The sequence below is a fragment of the Paenibacillus sp. MAHUQ-63 genome (assembly GCF_028765165.1).
Classification (GTDB): domain Bacteria; phylum Bacillota; class Bacilli; order Paenibacillales; family NBRC-103111; genus Paenibacillus_E.
In genome coordinates, this window is record NZ_JARADB010000001.1 from 1,406,293 (window position 1) to 1,421,992 (window position 15,700).

The window sequence follows — 15,700 nt, forward strand, 5'->3', positions numbered from 1 at the left end:
TAATTATATTTCTTATTTGGAAACTCCCTTCCATCTATGCTAAAATAAAGTCGAACTTTAGCGAAGAAGGAGACTATTTTCTCATGAGTGCAAGGAAAAATGCCTACGCGGCATCACGTGCAAAAGCGAATGGAACGATGACGACAGAGAAAAGCTCTGTTATTTTTTGGATCTTGGTTGTGTTTGCGGGCCTCTTCATGTTCTGGGCGCCGTTTCAGCGGGCGTTGTTCAATGGGGGAACCTTCGATTTCGAGCGCTCCATCTACTCGGGTTCGGTATGGTCCTCCATCATCCTGCTGCTGATTGCCATCTTGGCTTTCTTTGTTTTTAAGCTTAAAGAGCACAAAGATGTTTTAACGATTCTGGTACTCATCATACCTCTTACCTATGTCATTTCTTTGTCGAATGCCGCCTCGCACTATTTGGCAACCAATATGGTGTACATCCAAATGCTGTATGCAACCTTCTTCATTTTAGGCGTATTTCTGACAAAAAACAAGCTTGGAACGTCGATTGTTGCCAGTTTGTTGATGATCTCGGGATATTTTATTGTCGTGTTCGGACTCTTCTACTGGCTGGGCAACGGCAATTTCGCCGGAACCGTCGTTGGATGGTTTGCTTTTATGGATGGAACGAACCCAACCTTGTACCGCGACGCAGTTATGGTGGACTCGAACGGTTACCGGTTAACTTCCGTGTTCCAATACGCGAATACGTATGCGGCGTTCCTCATCATGTTGGCGCTTGCTGCACTATTTTACATAGTGAAGTCTCGCAAATGGTTATCGATACTCCCACACGCGTTCCTGATCGTGCCGGTGCTCGTTTCATTCTGGCTGACGCTCTCCCGCGGCGCGATTGTGGTGATTCCGGTTATTTTCCTGATCATGCTGTTCTTCTTCTCAATCAGCAGACAGATTCTAGCTCTCCTTCAGTTCGGACTAGCTTTCATAACGTCTCTTCTCATTCTGCAAAAAGTGACAGACATCGGGATCGGCTTACAGAAGCAGCCTAGTGCTTCAGAATCATGGCACGGCTGGTCAATTCTACTGATTGCTTCTGTAGTTTTCACAGTGGTAGCTATCGTTATTCAGTTGTTCGTTGCACCGTGGTTGGAGCGCATTACAGCTCGACTTGAAGCAAAGAAGTATGCTACTTTCATTCTCCCGGTCGCTGCGATTGTTGTAGGCATGATCGGAGCTATCCTTATCCTGAGCGATACGGGCTTTAAAAATATTCTTCCTGAAAACGTGAAAACACGGATCGAAAATATTAACTTCCAGCAGCACAGTGTGTTGGAGCGTGGTACGTTTTATGTAGATGCCGTGAAGCTGTGGTCGGATTATCCGATAATCGGTGCCGGCGGTGGCGCATGGGCTTCCCTATATGAGAAATATCAGAATAACCCTTATACGAGCCGCCAAGCTCACAACTTCTTCCTGCAGTATTTGGTTGAGGTCGGAGCGCTTGGGTTCCTTATTTTTGTCGGTTTTGTGCTTGCTGTCTTCATTTACTACATTCGAAGCTATATCCGTAACAAGGAGTCGAGGGATCTTCACTTCCTATTCTTCATTGTGACGATTTCGCTTTTGATTCACAGTATGATTGACTTTGACTTGAGCTATGTGTATTTAGGCGCTATTCTGTTCCTTGCGCTTGGCGGAATGCTCAGCAATGCGTCTTCAGCTCCGCTGCGTTTGAAATCGGAATCTATGGCTGTTCATAAATCATTCCCTGCCCTATTGGCCGTCTTATCGATCGTGATGTTCTATATCTCCGCTCAGCTCGTTTCGGCTAACAGCTCTTATAAGCAAACGCTGCAGGTTATCAAAACAAGTCAGGACTACAACGCGATTGTGAAGCCTCTGGATGAAGCCATTTCGCTGCACCCTGCTCATCCGGACTATGTGTTGACAGGGCAAGTGAGCCGAATCGGCATTTTGCTTCAGGTGTATAATCAAATGCAGAAAGAAGATCCTGCGAAAGCAGAACCGTTTTTCACTCAAGCCCAAGATCTTCTGAACCAGCTTCTGGCAAAGGAACCGCATAACCGCATAGCGGCGATGCAGCAGCTTAACATGTATCTCATCAAAGGAAAGCACCAAGAGGCGCTGGACTGGTCGAACGCCCAGATTCCTAACTATCCTTGGTACACCGAAATGTATGAGAAAAGTATTTCTTTGAACATTGATCTGGCTAACCAAGCAAGCGCCAAGAACAATATCCAAGAGTATAAGTCTAGACTGGATAGCGCATTAGCCACGTATCAGCAAGTGCTCGATAGAGTGGAATCTCTGAAAAATCTGCCTAAAGAACAGGCACAAGGCCGTGAATTTGCGGTCACGCCAAATATGGCACTGTATGTCGGACAAATCAACTACATGCGCGGAGACTATGTCGCTGCTGCAGCTACGATTCAACCACATATCAAAGATAATCTCGATGATCAAACGAATCGCGGTTTGATCCGCTGGTATCTGGCCGCTCTGCAGAAGGATGGCAAACAGGACCAAGCTTTGCTTAACAATCTGATTGCCAAAGATCCTGCCGAGAAGCAAAACATCGAGGCCATTGTGGCCACAAATTTCCCAAAATAATGCCCTAATCCAGATGGGCAACGATATAAAAGAAGAAGCGTCGCATCATCGCGGCGCTTCTTCTTTTATTTCTCCACCCACTCCCGGCGCAAGGCAAACAGCTCACGCAGCTCGCCCATCGACAGCTCCGTGACCCAGCTCTCGCCCGTGCCGACGATGTGGTCGCTTAAGCCTTGCTTGCGCCCGAGCATTTCGTCGATGCGCTCTTCGAGCGTGCCAAGTGCAATGAACTTGTGCACTTGCACGTCGCGCGACTGACCGATGCGGAATGCCCGGTCCGTCGCCTGGTTCTCCACGGCGGGGTTCCACCAACGGTCATAGTGGAACACATGGTTCGCCGCCGTGAGGTTCAACCCCGTCCCTCCCGCTTTCAGCGAGAGGACGAAGATCCGGCAGCGCTCGCCCTCCGGGAGCGCCTCGTCCTGGAAGCGCGCGACCAGCTCATCGCGCTTCGCCGCAGGCACGCCCCCGTGCAAGAACTGCACGGGCTCGCCCCGCTCCTGCGCGATAACGCGCTGCAGGAGCAGCCCCATCTCGACGAACTGGGTGAAGATGAGGCAGCTGCCTCCATCGCTTCTGAGTTCGTCGATCATTTCCAGCAGGCGCTCCAGCTTCGCTGAACGCCCGGCCGCCGCGGAGCCGCCGGCACCGGCTTCGACCGCCTTTGCCCTTGCTCCCGCACTGGCTCCTCCGTCTCCGACCGCATCCGCATCCCTGCTCAAGCCCACACCCCCATCATCCTTCAAAATCAACGAAGGATGATCGCATATCTGCTTCAGCCTCATAAGCGAAGCCAGGATCAATCCCTTCTTCTCCATCACGGAGACGCTGTCGATCCGCTCCATCATGCGCTGCACGACGTTCTCGTACAGTGCCGCCTGCTCCGGCGTTAAGGTCACATACGTCTTGGACTCGATTTTCTCCGGCAAATCCAGCTGGATGGCCGGGTCTTTCTTCACGCGCCTCAGCAGGAAGGGCTGAATCAGCCGCTGTACCCTTGCCGTAATTTCCGGCGCGCCATCGGTGCTTTTCTCAATCGGCCCTACATAGTGATGGGTGAAATGCCGCAAGGTCCCGAGATACCCCGGATTGATGAAGTCAAAGATCGACCAAAGCTCGGTCAGCCGGTTCTCAAGCGGGGTCCCCGTCATCGCAATGCGTTGACGGGCTTTCAGTCCGCGTATAGCTTGAGACTGCTTGGTGTAGGCGTTTTTGATATTTTGAGCCTCATCCAGACAAAGAGCGTTCCATGTTACGCCGGATAGCTCCTCTGCATCGAGCAGAGCCGTGCTATAGGAGCTGAGCACCAGATCCGCTCCGGCAATAGAGCCTTCGAAAGCATCCCCTTTGGCGCGCTGAGCCCCATAGTGCAGATGAATGTTAAGGGATGGCGCGAACCGGGCAAGCTCTTTCTGCCAGTTACCAAGCACGGACGTCGGACAAATCAGCAGAGAGGGAGTCTCAGCTATAAGTCCTTCGGATTTTACATTCTTCACCGCCAGCAAGTACGCAATAAATTGCAGCGTCTTCCCAAGCCCCATATCATCGGCCAAACAGCCGCCCAGACCAATCTCACGTAGAAAAAGGAGCCAGGACACCCCTTCCGTCTGATAAGGCCGCAGATTCGCTTCCAAGCCGTCGATCCGCTCAACGAGGGGAATGGATTTCCGCAGGTTCAATTTCTTCAGCAGCGCTCGCAGGGAGGCATTCAGCTCAATCTGAGCCTTAAACGCGCCTTCGCCTTCCCCTTGGCCGAAGCTGGAAGCTTGAAGACGCTTCGTCTCCGTCACAGGAGGTTCCGTTAATTGGGCATCCAACACATCCCGAAACGTCAGCCGCTCCTTTTTCATCATCAATGCTTTAAGCTTCTCAAAATCCGCTGGATGCAGCTGCACCCATTTGCCGCGGATATAAGTCAGCCGCTTCTTCTGAAGGGCGATTTCATAGAACTCCTCTTGAGACAGCACCACCCCGCCCAGGGCAATCCGCCAATCATACTGGACGATGTGATCCATGCCGAACATCGGTCTGCGCGAACCGCCGACGGAGCTCCGCACTTTGGCCCGCAGCTGCGGCCGGGCACGGCTGACCTCCCCCCACCAGGAGGGAAGGAATACGGAAATACCTGCCGCTACCAACGCTAGGCTCGACTCCGTCAGGAACTCCCACGCCTCGTCGTCGGACAGCTGCTCCACGATTTTCCCCTTCTGAAACTCGCTCTCCAGACTCGGCAGTATCCGCAGAATCCTTTCACTCTGCTCTTGTATACTCGCGGCTATGCCATCCTGCCAAGCCTCAGGCACTCTCCCCACCAGACAATTCCCCGTCGTGCTGAACTCCACGATCCGGTTCGCATCCTTGCGGTCCTGTGCAATGAATCGCAGCCGCCAATCGGCGCCATTATCTTGGGCCGAAGTCGTGCCGTCCACGTAAGTCTCGGCATAGGGCTCCAGCAGCTGCACACAAATCCTGTACGGCATACCGTCCTGCTTCCAGCCGATCGCCAGCAGCCAATCGTCCTCCCGCATCCAGTTCACATTCGGAGACGGCCCTTGGGTCACCAGGGGGCTGCTTTCCGCCAATCGCCGCCAAGCCAAGCCAATCGCCGACTCAGGCTCTTCTCGAACCAATTCCAATGCCGCAATGCTAAACCAGTCCAGCCAGAACGATTCATCCAGCGAACCGCCGCAAAGCCTTTCGAACTCTCCCAGCTTCGCACCCGGGAACTGCGGCTTCCAGCCCGCACTCCCACGAAGCCAATGCTCGAAAGACGGCTTGTACCAGCCGGACGCCAGCGCCTCCTTGAACAGTGCCGCTCCCTTTTTCAGCCTCATCGCAGCCTCATCCCAAGATAATTTCCCATGCAATAAAATACCCGGTGCTGCCAAGTAATCCAACGCCATATACGGCGAAAGCTCCAAGCCTATCCGGTACCCGACCTGAACGTCTTGGATCCCGGTCCCATAGAACGACCGCTCATGCCAGGCAAAAAGCAGCTTTCGCAGCTCCGTCCCGTGCACCTGGTTCGCCTCCTCCGTTTCACCGAAGAAGACGAAGCTCCCTCCGGGCAGCTTATCGACCCGGATATGGATCTGTGACAAAGAGATCATCGCAGCAGACCTCCTTTGTGCAATTCGGCTTGAAACGCCCGGTAACGCGAGCTTTTCTTCACCAGCTCAGCCAGATAACTTTCGAAGCGCGGCGCCATCCTCAGCTTTTTGTAAACAGCCTCCAGCTTTTTCAGAAGCTTAACCGCTTCTTTATAGCCCAGCCGGGTCTTCTCCCCCATCCACATCTCCACCGCATAGTGATAGATCGGAAGAAGGACAGGAGGATCCGCTTTCTCCACTTTTTTTAACTGGGCGGACTCGATCGAAGCAGGCGTATACCCCAGCAGCAGATGCAGATCGGCCCATGCCCGGTACTCCTCTTTGTCCAGCAGGAACCGGGAATAGTGCCCATAGCTGGAAGGCAGCAAACTCACCATCGCCTCTCTGAAAGCTCCCTCCACCTCTACGTCATTCACCGCTTCCTGCCACAAATCAAGGTAAGCCATCGTGAAGTCCTGCGCCTTATCGCGGATGACAGGTCTCAGCCACTCCAGCCACTTCAACAACCGATTCCACTGCTGCGCCCGGACATAATCCTCCAAATAGCCCAACCAATCCCTAGGATCGATCTCCTTCAGCATAGCTGCTATCCGGTCCCATGCGTTCTCATCATCGCCAGCCATCAAATCAAAATGAGCCAGCGACTTGACCGCCGCATCCCTTGCCTGCCCGGGGCCCGAATTCGCCGCCGCTTGCCGCAGCCGAACCAACTCGTCCGCAATCAGACTTTTCTCGTTAAGCAATCCGGACCAGAGAAGCTTATGGATATTGAACCAAGACCAGTCACGATATACGGTCTCCACGGTCTCCTTGGCAAACTGTTCCGCCGCATAAGCCGCAAGCTCCTGCAAACGCGCCCTGTACGCCCTCTGAGCCTTACCGTTATCGATTTTCTCAAGAACAGAGGTCAGCTGATCCTGACTGTGCTTCGCAATTTTGGCGAAATAGTACCCTGCCTGATAAAAGAAATCCGGAGCACCGCCGCCGCTGTCCCTCTTCGAATCAACCAAGGCATCGACCAGCTGCTTAAGGTAAAGCGCGACCAGAATATCATAAATCCCCCGAATCGTCGGCTCCCAATCATCCGCCAACTGATTCAGCTGCCTCCAGGCGCGATTATAAAGCTCTTCTACGCTGTAAGCGTTATATACCTTCGACTTGCCATACTGTTTATCAAAATAAGCCATCCAGTCCGCGCACGTTCCTGCCGGCTTCGGCAGCTTAATCCCGCCCCGGTGCTCAAAATACTCCATTTCCAACATTCCACGGTCCTCCATCGACATCTGCCTGTCCCTCCATTATACAGGAAAAGGCAAGGGCATTCCTTCCCGGCCGATAAGAAAAAACCGGCAGGAATCGTCGCCGATTCTTGCCGGGGCCAGGGCCGCCGCTATTATTTGTCGCGCAGCATGCCTTGATGCGGATGCGGGTGAGTGCCGCAATACTCATCCGTTTCCTCACATGTGTATACATGCTCATAAACAGGAACACAGTGATGTCTGTTTACGATTTGGATCGGATGGATAACTTGCACTTTTTGCGGGTGATAGAAGTCTCTAACCACTCTTTCCGGACTTGTCATTATCGGGTCAGCTGGGGGGCACTGGAATTGTTTTCCTGTTGGTTGATTCGGTTGATAAGCCATTCGTAAGGTCAACTCCTCATTAGGTTTGTGTTAGTATACGTTTATCCCTAGTCCTAGGAATGTACCAATGCCTATATTTCCAATAATTAGGCGGGTTCAGACGGGCCAAGCAGGTATCTGTCCACACAGGCGCCAATAAGCCAGGCACCAAACATGAATTTCCAACTATCTGCCTGCCATTTACCTATTTTTTTTGTTACAATTGGAGGATCGGACTTATTGGGATTTGGATTATCTTCCATACGGAACACTGTACACATTTGAAGGAGAGAGAGTAAGATGAATCATACAACTTCTACCACTTATTCGGATACTCGTCATCTAACTTACTCTCAACCCTGTGACTATTCGGAAATGCGCATCCACCATAACCTGTGGCAATACTTTCACTATAAACAAATTGAAAACCGCTTGCATGCCTGGACGGACGCCGCCCAAGGCAACTATTTCCGCCGGCCGCTCAGCTGGGATTCGTTCGAAGGGAATCTGCGAATTCAGCTTCCTGCGCTGCCGGAGGGATACGTCCCGCTATCGCAATTGGCGATGGATTCCCTGACGGATGAAGCCAAAGGGAAGCTGCTCCTATCGCTGTGTAACGCACTTACCGGTTTACATGCCGGCAAGTTTTACTTGGGCTTCCTGCTCCCGGAACACTGCTTTGTTCATTCGAGAACGTGGGCTGTCCTCCTGGATGTGCAACCGTTTCCTTCCGCTATAGAGTTCGTTAATCACCTGGTGCCGGACTATCCATACACCTTATTCCCGCGCTATGCGCGAAGATATCTTCTCTCGCAAGTCGCCGATTTCGAATGCGTCCATCGGATGATGAAATGGCTCTTCGGTGAAGCCGTTCCTTCCGCCCTGCGGCCTGTATGCGATCGGTTGCGCGACAAACCGGAAACCTTCCTGTCTGCAAGCGAAATTGCAGAGCTTATACAGGACGCCCTGGCTTTGTCTGCAGAACGGCGTCCGGCTGACCTACAGCTCGCGAAGGAGCTGTATCCGGCCGTTGCGCCAATTTCACAGGAACAGCAGGAGCTTTTTCGCGCTTTCCTGAAATCGCAGGACGACCGTCTCTTAGGTCTAATCTGTGAGGATGAAGCTGTTCGTTTCGATTTATACGCCCAATATATCAATGAGGTCGTAGAGGAAGGCTTTTTCTTCAAAATCGTCTCCCAGGAGCTTCCGTATTCCACCCTGCGCGAGGTTGTCTCGAGAACGCTGCACAAAGCCTACGATACGCTGCCTGAAGCGATTACGATGCTGCGCAATCTAGCCCGGAAATTCGATCAGCTGCTCAAAAAGCACTATGAAGGGGACGATATCCTCTATTTGCTGACGGAATGGCTGCATCAATTTTTCAACTCGATCATCCCGCTCTTCCCGGTGCATAATTTTGTCTTCACCTTCGAGAATTGCGAAAGCTTCGATACCGATTCGCAGCTCATCCTGTTGAACTTCTGGCGGGAGCACGGTCATGAGATGAAATGTTTACATTTCATTTTTAGCGGCAGCCGGATGCCCGTCCATTTCGCTAGCGTAACGTCCCAAGTGCTGGAGATCCGTCACTGCGATCCGGCGATTTATGAGCGGATGCTCTCCTCGCAGCTCGGCCGGGCTGATTCAGCGCTCGTTCGCGAGCTGACCGATTGGCTCCAAGCCCACGACATCAATGTGTGCCACTGCCGAATCGTTCTGGAGGAGCTGATCCGGGCCGGCTATTTGGAGCTGACGCGCAACGGCTGGCATCCAACCGCCAAGTTCCGGCTTCATGCCGACGAACTGAATCCGGGCCGGCTGTTCGCGGCTCGCATCGCGCTGCTGGATACCAAGGAGCTCGAGCTGCTCAGACTGCTTAGCTGTCTGCCCATGCCTGTGAACATGGTTTCACTGTTCACGGCCAATGGGGTCGATGTCGGCACCATGTTGCTGTCGGTCACAAAGCTTGCGGCGCAAGGCTTGATCCATGTCAGCCGCAATGACAGCTTGTTCATTGCAAACGACATCGCCCATTTGGTGCTGGATCAGCTGGCGGAAGATCAGCTGGCATCTTACTACCGGACGGCGCTCGATTACATGCATGGCTTTCGCCCGTTTGCGCTGCCTCAGCTCATAACGCTCGCTAGTCAGGCGGGGGAATATAAGGTCGAATACTATTTGCTGCTCCAATATTACAAGCAAATTCGCTCCCTGCTCTCCTACAGCCAGAAGGTCGAGCTGTTGGAACGCATCAAATATTTGCATCAGAAGCTGGAAAGACCCTATCTCATCTTCCTAGACCGGCTGCTAAGCCGCATCTATCATCTGCTCAACCAATTCGCGCTGTCCGAACAGCTTGCTCTCACCGTCTACGAGCAAACCGGCCGAACATCCGACAGATTCGGGTGGATTTATATCCGAACGCTTCAAAATAAAGTAGACGTCCATCGCCTGCGCGAGACGCTGTTTCCTTTCATCGCTGACGAAGATCAGCCTTTGGAGGATCGGGTTCGGGCGGCCTTCCTGCTGAATACGAGCAACCTGTGCTTTCCCCTGCAGGATGAGGACATGCATGCGCTGCACCTCTTCTACAAGGAGGTTATCTATCCGAATCGGCACCGGCTCTCGCTGCGTCATTTCGGAGAGATTACGTACTATTACACGATTAATATGCTTATTCATTTCCCTGAAACGGAAGAATTGGCCTTATCGATTGCCGCCAAGCTGGAGCCGCTCTTGGACACATCACCGCATACGGATCTGATGCTTCGGCTCTACGACGTTTATTCTTATCAGAGCAATAACAAGCTCATTAATACGTACGTCTATCGGGGCATTGAAGGTGCCAAAAGGTCGGGCTATACGATCAAAGAGCAGGTCGGTCATCTGAACGCAATGGAGTTCACGCTGAATCAAGGCGATATCGCCAGTTTTCAGTATCATCAAGAACGGGTCCTTCAGATCGACGAACTCAGGCGCAAAGATTTGGCCGAGAATTATCAAATCATTCAGCTCTTGTACGCTTTGGAGTGGCAGGACTGGTCTCTGTACCGGCAGGTGGAAGAGGAGCTGCTCGAGCAGCATATGACGGAATCGGGCTCGGCTTTGCTTCATTTCTATCAAGGTTATGCCGCATTTCGCCTGCATCAGCCTGTGCCTGAGCTTCATTACCTCGACAACGAGAATCATGGCGTATTCTTGGAGGCTCTGCGCCAGATCCAGTTGAGAAACAAACGGAGCGCTTGCGAGCTTTTTGAACAGTTCATTGCGAGAAATAATTCCGGCCTCTATGCCGGCTGGGCTTACCGGGAATTGCTGACCCTGCAGCTTGAGCTTCGTTCGGAACGGTTGAACGATTCGTTCGAACAGTTCGCGGAATATTTGAAGCGCTGCTCGTATGATGTTTTCTGGCCTGATTACTATCGGCTTTCGGCGGAAAGAGCCCTGTACGAAGGGGAAATCCAGCAAGCGCTGCTGTACTTGCGAAGAGCCCTGAACGGCTATCAGATTATTAAAAAGGAAGCTTGGCAGCCTTACTTGAAGGCTTGTATCGAGATGGCTATCAAGCCTGCCTACGAGCCGGCATCATCTCATATCCTAGAAGACGACTACGTTCGAAAGATGGCCGCCGAACGCGAACATTGGCTGCTCCTGTCTCTGGATCTGCAAATCATCATTGAGCTCAGCGAGCAGGTGACGGAAACGTTGGATTTGGCGACTACCATGCAGCGGCTGACGAAAGCGCTGTTCGATTATTTCCCGGTCCTCCAACTCGCCATCACCTACAAGCTGCTGCATTATAAACAGAAGGTTTTCGTCACGGCCTCCGGGCTGCGGGATCATGACGAATTGACACCCTACGCCTCCCGAGGCGAAGAGAGCAGTGCGCTCGCCTTCACGCTGTTCCAGCGCGGCGATCAAGAGATCACCTTGAAGGTGCATGTCGATGGCATGACCCGCACGAAGCAGCAGCATATGGAGCATTTCCTGTCGTTCATCAAGCCGCACATCATCAACGTGCTCCTGCATCGGGAAATGGTCATCGATAACTTGACAGGCTTCTATTTGCGAGGCTATTACATGGACAAGCTGCGGGAAGAATTCGCGCTGTCCGGCCGCTACGGACTCGATCTGTCCGTGATCATGATCGACGTCGACAACTTCCGTAAGGTCAACGAATTCGGTCATCCCGAGGGCGACCGCGTCCTGCGGGAAATCGCCGACATCTTCCGCTTTAATTTGCGGAAGAGCGACATCGCCGGCCGTTATGGCGGCGAGGAGCTCATTCTCATTCTGCCGAAGACAGACGGCAAGGAAGCTCTGCGCATCGCCCATCAGCTGCGGGAGGAGATCGAGAAGGAGTTCGCCTATGGGCGGCCTTACAAGATCACCGTCAGCATCGGCGTCTCCTCCCTGGAGCTGTGCCGGCCTTGCTCCGTCGAGAAGCTCATCGAGCAGGCCGATTCGGCCGAGATTATGGCGAAGCGGACGGGGAAGAACAAGGTCGTGGCGGCTTGGGAGTTAGATTAGGGGATTTTGAACAATGGCCAATAACCTAAAATAACGGCGGCTGAGTCCGTTAGCATTGGGGCTGACGCTATTACACAAGACAAAGTCCCATAGCCGGTTCGGATCCTTTCATCCGACGGCATGACACAAGCAAAAAAAGGCCTCCCGGATTCCTTAGAATCCGAGAGGCCTTTTCGAGCTGCATGATGATGCCGCCCATTTAACAGCTGGGTTTATAGTCGAACGTATGGCTTCATTTCCTTATTACTTTAAAGGAAAATACCTAGATTACGAATTCGATTGTCCATATTAATTCATATTAAAACGGAGCTTCCGTGATTTTTTTGTGATTATTTTATTAGAGATTCAATAAGTTATCGTATTCGAACGATATAGGTAACCTCCTCCCTGCCGTTTGATTGCACATCAAGTATTTAGTAACCACCGTCGATAATCGGTGGGATGAGCAACAGATCGTCGCCTTTTCCATTTTTATGACGCTGAACCATCTCATTTAAACGGTCTACATCCACCTTATTGAAATGGTGAAGGATAATAAGGGAATGTCCTCAAGTTCTTGTCATCAGACATTTGTCAGTTGATGTCGGATGACAAGAACATTATCTGACTATTAGCCCCCGCGCTTAAGACCCCCTAAAAATTTCATATTTTTCCACTGATGATAGTGTTTGTTTGTCTTTTCCAAATTTGTTTTACTAGAATATATTATTCTATGAACCTAGCGATTGGTTCAAATAAGCGAATGAGAGGGGGGATTCAAATGCCACATCCTTTAAGCCATCCGAAAATGTTAACGACTGGTGTCTTAAACACAGTCGTTGGTCAAACAGCAGCACATATTGAAGTTGTAAACCTAGAAGCTCATAGAAGTGCTAATGTGACAATTTTAGTTATTGATTGGAATACGGGTTCGCCGGTTATTCTCTTCAACCAGTCTCTAACTATGCTGCCTAATACGTTCATGTCTTTTAGCCAAGCTTTAGCACAATTTCATTATGAAATTCGTCTTATTCTTCCGGCTCACTTAAATGTGACAGCAAATACCTTTGCGATCAATGCAAGCGCTTCTACGCTTCCAGGCTTGACTATGACCGAAAAGGACATGAAACATCTTCATTAATCAATGAGTAAGCAGGAAAATGTAAGCAAGGAACGGAAGCAAAAATCCGGACGTTGGGATATCCCATGTTCGGATTTTTCTCATTTTTGATATTGTTCTTTTCACTCGACTATCCGCGAAAGCTCCATTTTCACACTAAATTGTGCCGCTTGTATTTCCTGCAGCGCCAGGAAGGCTTGCTATTTCTTCTCTTGTTTGTTGAAAGCACGAAACATTTTTAGTTGCTCCATTAAATGTTTTTCTTCTGCAGATGTAATAAAAACTCTAAACCCAGCTGGATGCTGAATGTAGATTCTGTTTCTAAGTTCATTAATCGTACTATCTGCTTTTCTCCTATCCTCTTCTGTCCATCCTTTGCCGCATGGCGAAATTCTTGGAGCAGTAAAATTGCAAGAAATGTGATTTTTAAAATAATAACGGGCTCCCGAAGGAGCCCGTCATTCCTGCATTTATAAGGTTTTTTTCAAACCTCTTACATCATGCCGCCCATACCGCCCATGCCGCCCATATCAGGCATGCTTGGTTTGTCTTTCTCAGGCTTATCAGCGATAACCGCTTCAGTTGTCAAGAACATAGCCGCAACGGAAGCTGCGTTTTGAAGAGCGGAACGCGTAACTTTCGCAGGGTCAACGATACCTGCTTCGAACATGTTCACCCATTGGCCGGATGCTGCGTTGTAACCAATGCCAACTTGCTCGTTTTTCAAGCGCTCAACGATAACGGAGCCTTCTTGACCAGCGTTAGCTGCGATCGTACGAACCGGCTCTTCCAGGGAACGAAGAACGATGTTCACACCTGTTTGCTCGTCGCCAGTTGCAGCCACTTTCGCTACTGCGTTGTAGACGTTCACAAGGGCAGTACCACCACCGGATACGATACCTTCTTCAACCGCTGCGCGAGTTGCATTCAGAGCGTCTTCGATGCGAAGCTTGCGCTCTTTCAGCTCAGTTTCTGTAGCTGCGCCGACTTTGATAACCGCTACGCCGCCGGAAAGCTTAGCCAAACGCTCTTGCAGTTTCTCTTTATCGAAATCGGAAGTTGTTTCTTCCAGTTGGGAACGAATTTGTGTAACGCGTGCAGCGATATCTTTCGCGTCGCCGGCACCGTCAACGATGATTGTGTTCTCTTTGGTTACGCGGATTTGACGCGCGCTACCCAATTGCTCAGGACGCGTGGATTTCAGATCCAATCCAAGCTCTTCTGTAATCACTTGTCCGCCAGTCAGGGCAGCGATATCGCCCAGCATAGCTTTACGACGGTCGCCGAAGCCAGGAGCTTTAACCGCTACGCAAGTGAATGTTCCACGAAGTCTGTTCACAACAAGCGTTGCTTGTGCTTCACCTTCAACATCTTCAGCAATGATCAGAAGTTGTTTACCGGATTGAACGACTTTCTCCAGAACAGGCAAGATTTCTTGGATGTTGGAGATCTTTTTGTCAGTGATCAGGATGTATGGGTTGTCAAGGACAGCTTCCATTTTATCCGTATCAGTGATCATGTATGGGGATGTGTAACCACGGTCGAATTGCATACCTTCTACGACTTCAAGCTCAGTCAAGAAGCCTTTGGACTCTTCAACTGTGATAACACCGTCTTTGCCTACTTTCTCCATAGCTTCAGCGATCAGTTCGCCTACTTCTTCGTCAGCAGCGGAGATAGCTGCAACTTGTGCGATGGATTGTTTGCCTTCGATCGGCTTCGCGATGGATTGAAGCTCTTCCACAGCTGCTTTAACAGCTTTCTCGATACCTTTGCGGATAACCATTGGGTTAGCGCCAGCCGTTACGTTTTTCAGACCTTCACGGATCATCGCTTGTGCAAGAACCGTTGCAGTTGTTGTACCGTCACCGGCAACATCGTTCGTTTTGGTAGCTACTTCTTTAACAAGTTGAGCGCCCATGTTTTCGAAAGCATCTTCCAGCTCGATTTCTTTCGCGATTGTCACACCGTCATTCGTGATCAGCGGGCTGCCGAATTTTTTCTCAAGAACAACGTTACGGCCTTTAGGACCCAAAGTTACTTTAACGGCATTCGCCAAAGCGTCTACCCCGCGAAGCATCGCGCGGCGTGCGTCTTCACTGAACTTAATATCTTTTGCCATGATTAGGAAACCTCCTCTTATTAAAAACGGTACATAGTAAGTAGTAAAACGGAAAACCTAAGTAAACCGTCGTGTTGCCGATCTATTCGATCTATATCCTGCTAAATTAGGCTAATACAGCGAGAATGTCGCTTTCGCGCAAGATCAACAGTTCGCGGCCTTCGTATTTCACTTCAGTTCCTGCGTATTTGGAGAAAATGATACGGTCGCCTTCGCTTACTTCAAGCGGAACACGAACGCCATCTTTCAACGCGCCAGCGCCAACGGCTACAACTTTACCTTCTTGCGGTTTTTCTTTCGCTGTATCTGGCAGCACGATGCCACTTGCTGTAGTCTCCTCTTTCGCAACGGCTTCAATGATAACTCGATCACCTAACGGTCTGATCATGGAAAAATAGCCTCCTTTAGAAAATTGGAAATGGTGTTTTTCAGGGGTTATTAGCACTCGAATGTGTTTAGTGCTAACAACAATTCTTATGATACTCATTCTGGGAGTAATTTGCAAGTCCTTTTACACAATTTTCGTACTTTCGAGCACCCCCCTCATTCTACCCAAATGATAAACAAATATTCCCTGCCCTCAAAAGAAAACAGCCTGCACGTCATGAGCAGACTGTT

General features: G+C 50.7%; 8 protein-coding genes. 3 read left to right on the forward strand and 5 right to left on the reverse strand.

The window, feature by feature from the left end:
• Positions 1-83 precede the first annotated feature (83 nt).
• On the forward strand, positions 84-2,597 hold the full coding sequence (locus PUT07_RS06170; RefSeq protein ID WP_274466947.1) for an O-antigen ligase family protein: 2,514 nt from the start codon (positions 84-86) through the stop codon (positions 2,595-2,597).
• 65 nt (positions 2,598-2,662) lie between these two features.
• Here the strand turns inward: PUT07_RS06170 and PUT07_RS06175 are convergent, their stop codons facing one another.
• The 3 genes from PUT07_RS06175 to PUT07_RS06185 form a co-directional block, all read right to left on the reverse strand.
• Positions 2,663-5,707 (reverse strand): DEAD/DEAH box helicase, encoded by a 3,045-nt coding sequence (locus PUT07_RS06175; protein WP_274466948.1) that lies wholly within the window; start codon positions 5,705-5,707, stop codon positions 2,663-2,665.
• On the reverse strand, positions 5,704-6,969 hold the full coding sequence (locus tag PUT07_RS06180) for a hypothetical protein (protein ID WP_274466949.1): 1,266 nt from the start codon (positions 6,967-6,969) through the stop codon (positions 5,704-5,706). Before PUT07_RS06180 ends, PUT07_RS06175 begins: the two co-directional genes overlap by 4 nt.
• A gap of 131 nt (positions 6,970-7,100) precedes the next feature.
• The gene (locus PUT07_RS06185) at positions 7,101-7,352 is read right to left on the reverse strand and encodes a hypothetical protein (RefSeq protein WP_274466950.1); all 252 of its coding nucleotides are present in this window, start codon (positions 7,350-7,352) and stop codon (positions 7,101-7,103) included.
• Positions 7,353-7,631: 279 nt separating this feature from the next.
• Between PUT07_RS06185 and PUT07_RS06190 the strand changes: the two genes are divergently transcribed.
• Entirely contained in the window at positions 7,632-11,861 is a 4,230-nt protein-coding gene (locus tag PUT07_RS06190) for a GGDEF domain-containing protein (RefSeq protein ID WP_274466951.1), read from the forward strand.
• 760 nt (positions 11,862-12,621) lie between these two features.
• Positions 12,622-12,981 (forward strand): hypothetical protein, encoded by a 360-nt coding sequence (locus PUT07_RS06195; protein ID WP_274466952.1) that lies wholly within the window; start codon positions 12,622-12,624, stop codon positions 12,979-12,981.
• Positions 12,982-13,453: 472 nt separating this feature from the next.
• Here the strand turns inward: PUT07_RS06195 and groL are convergent, their stop codons facing one another.
• Positions 13,454-15,082 carry a chaperonin GroEL gene (gene groL / locus PUT07_RS06200; protein ID WP_274466953.1) on the reverse strand — a complete coding sequence of 543 codons (1,629 nt, stop codon included), beginning with the start codon at positions 15,080-15,082 and terminating at the stop codon, positions 13,454-13,456.
• Between the two features lie 106 nt (positions 15,083-15,188).
• Positions 15,189-15,470 (reverse strand): co-chaperone GroES, encoded by a 282-nt coding sequence (groES, locus tag PUT07_RS06205; protein ID WP_028553854.1) that lies wholly within the window; start codon positions 15,468-15,470, stop codon positions 15,189-15,191.
• Positions 15,471-15,700 lie beyond the last annotated feature (230 nt).

What these genes read in the sequence shown, in the direction of transcription:
- PUT07_RS06170 (WP_274466947.1), top strand. Translation starts at nt 84, where the DNA reads ATGAGTGCAAGGAAAAATGCCTACGCGGCATCACGTGCAAAAGCGAAT.
- PUT07_RS06175 (WP_274466948.1), bottom strand. Translation starts at nt 5,707, where the DNA reads ATGATCTCTTTGTCACAGATCCATATCCGGGTCGATAAGCTGCCCGGA.
- PUT07_RS06180 (WP_274466949.1), bottom strand. Translation starts at nt 6,969, where the DNA reads ATGTTGGAAATGGAGTATTTTGAGCACCGGGGCGGGATTAAGCTGCCG.
- PUT07_RS06185 (WP_274466950.1), bottom strand. Translation starts at nt 7,352, where the DNA reads ATGGCTTATCAACCGAATCAACCAACAGGAAAACAATTCCAGTGCCCC.
- PUT07_RS06190 (WP_274466951.1), top strand. Translation starts at nt 7,632, where the DNA reads ATGAATCATACAACTTCTACCACTTATTCGGATACTCGTCATCTAACT.
- PUT07_RS06195 (WP_274466952.1), top strand. Translation starts at nt 12,622, where the DNA reads ATGCCACATCCTTTAAGCCATCCGAAAATGTTAACGACTGGTGTCTTA.
- groL (WP_274466953.1), bottom strand. Translation starts at nt 15,082, where the DNA reads ATGGCAAAAGATATTAAGTTCAGTGAAGACGCACGCCGCGCGATGCTT.
- groES (WP_028553854.1), bottom strand. Translation starts at nt 15,470, where the DNA reads ATGATCAGACCGTTAGGTGATCGAGTTATCATTGAAGCCGTTGCGAAA.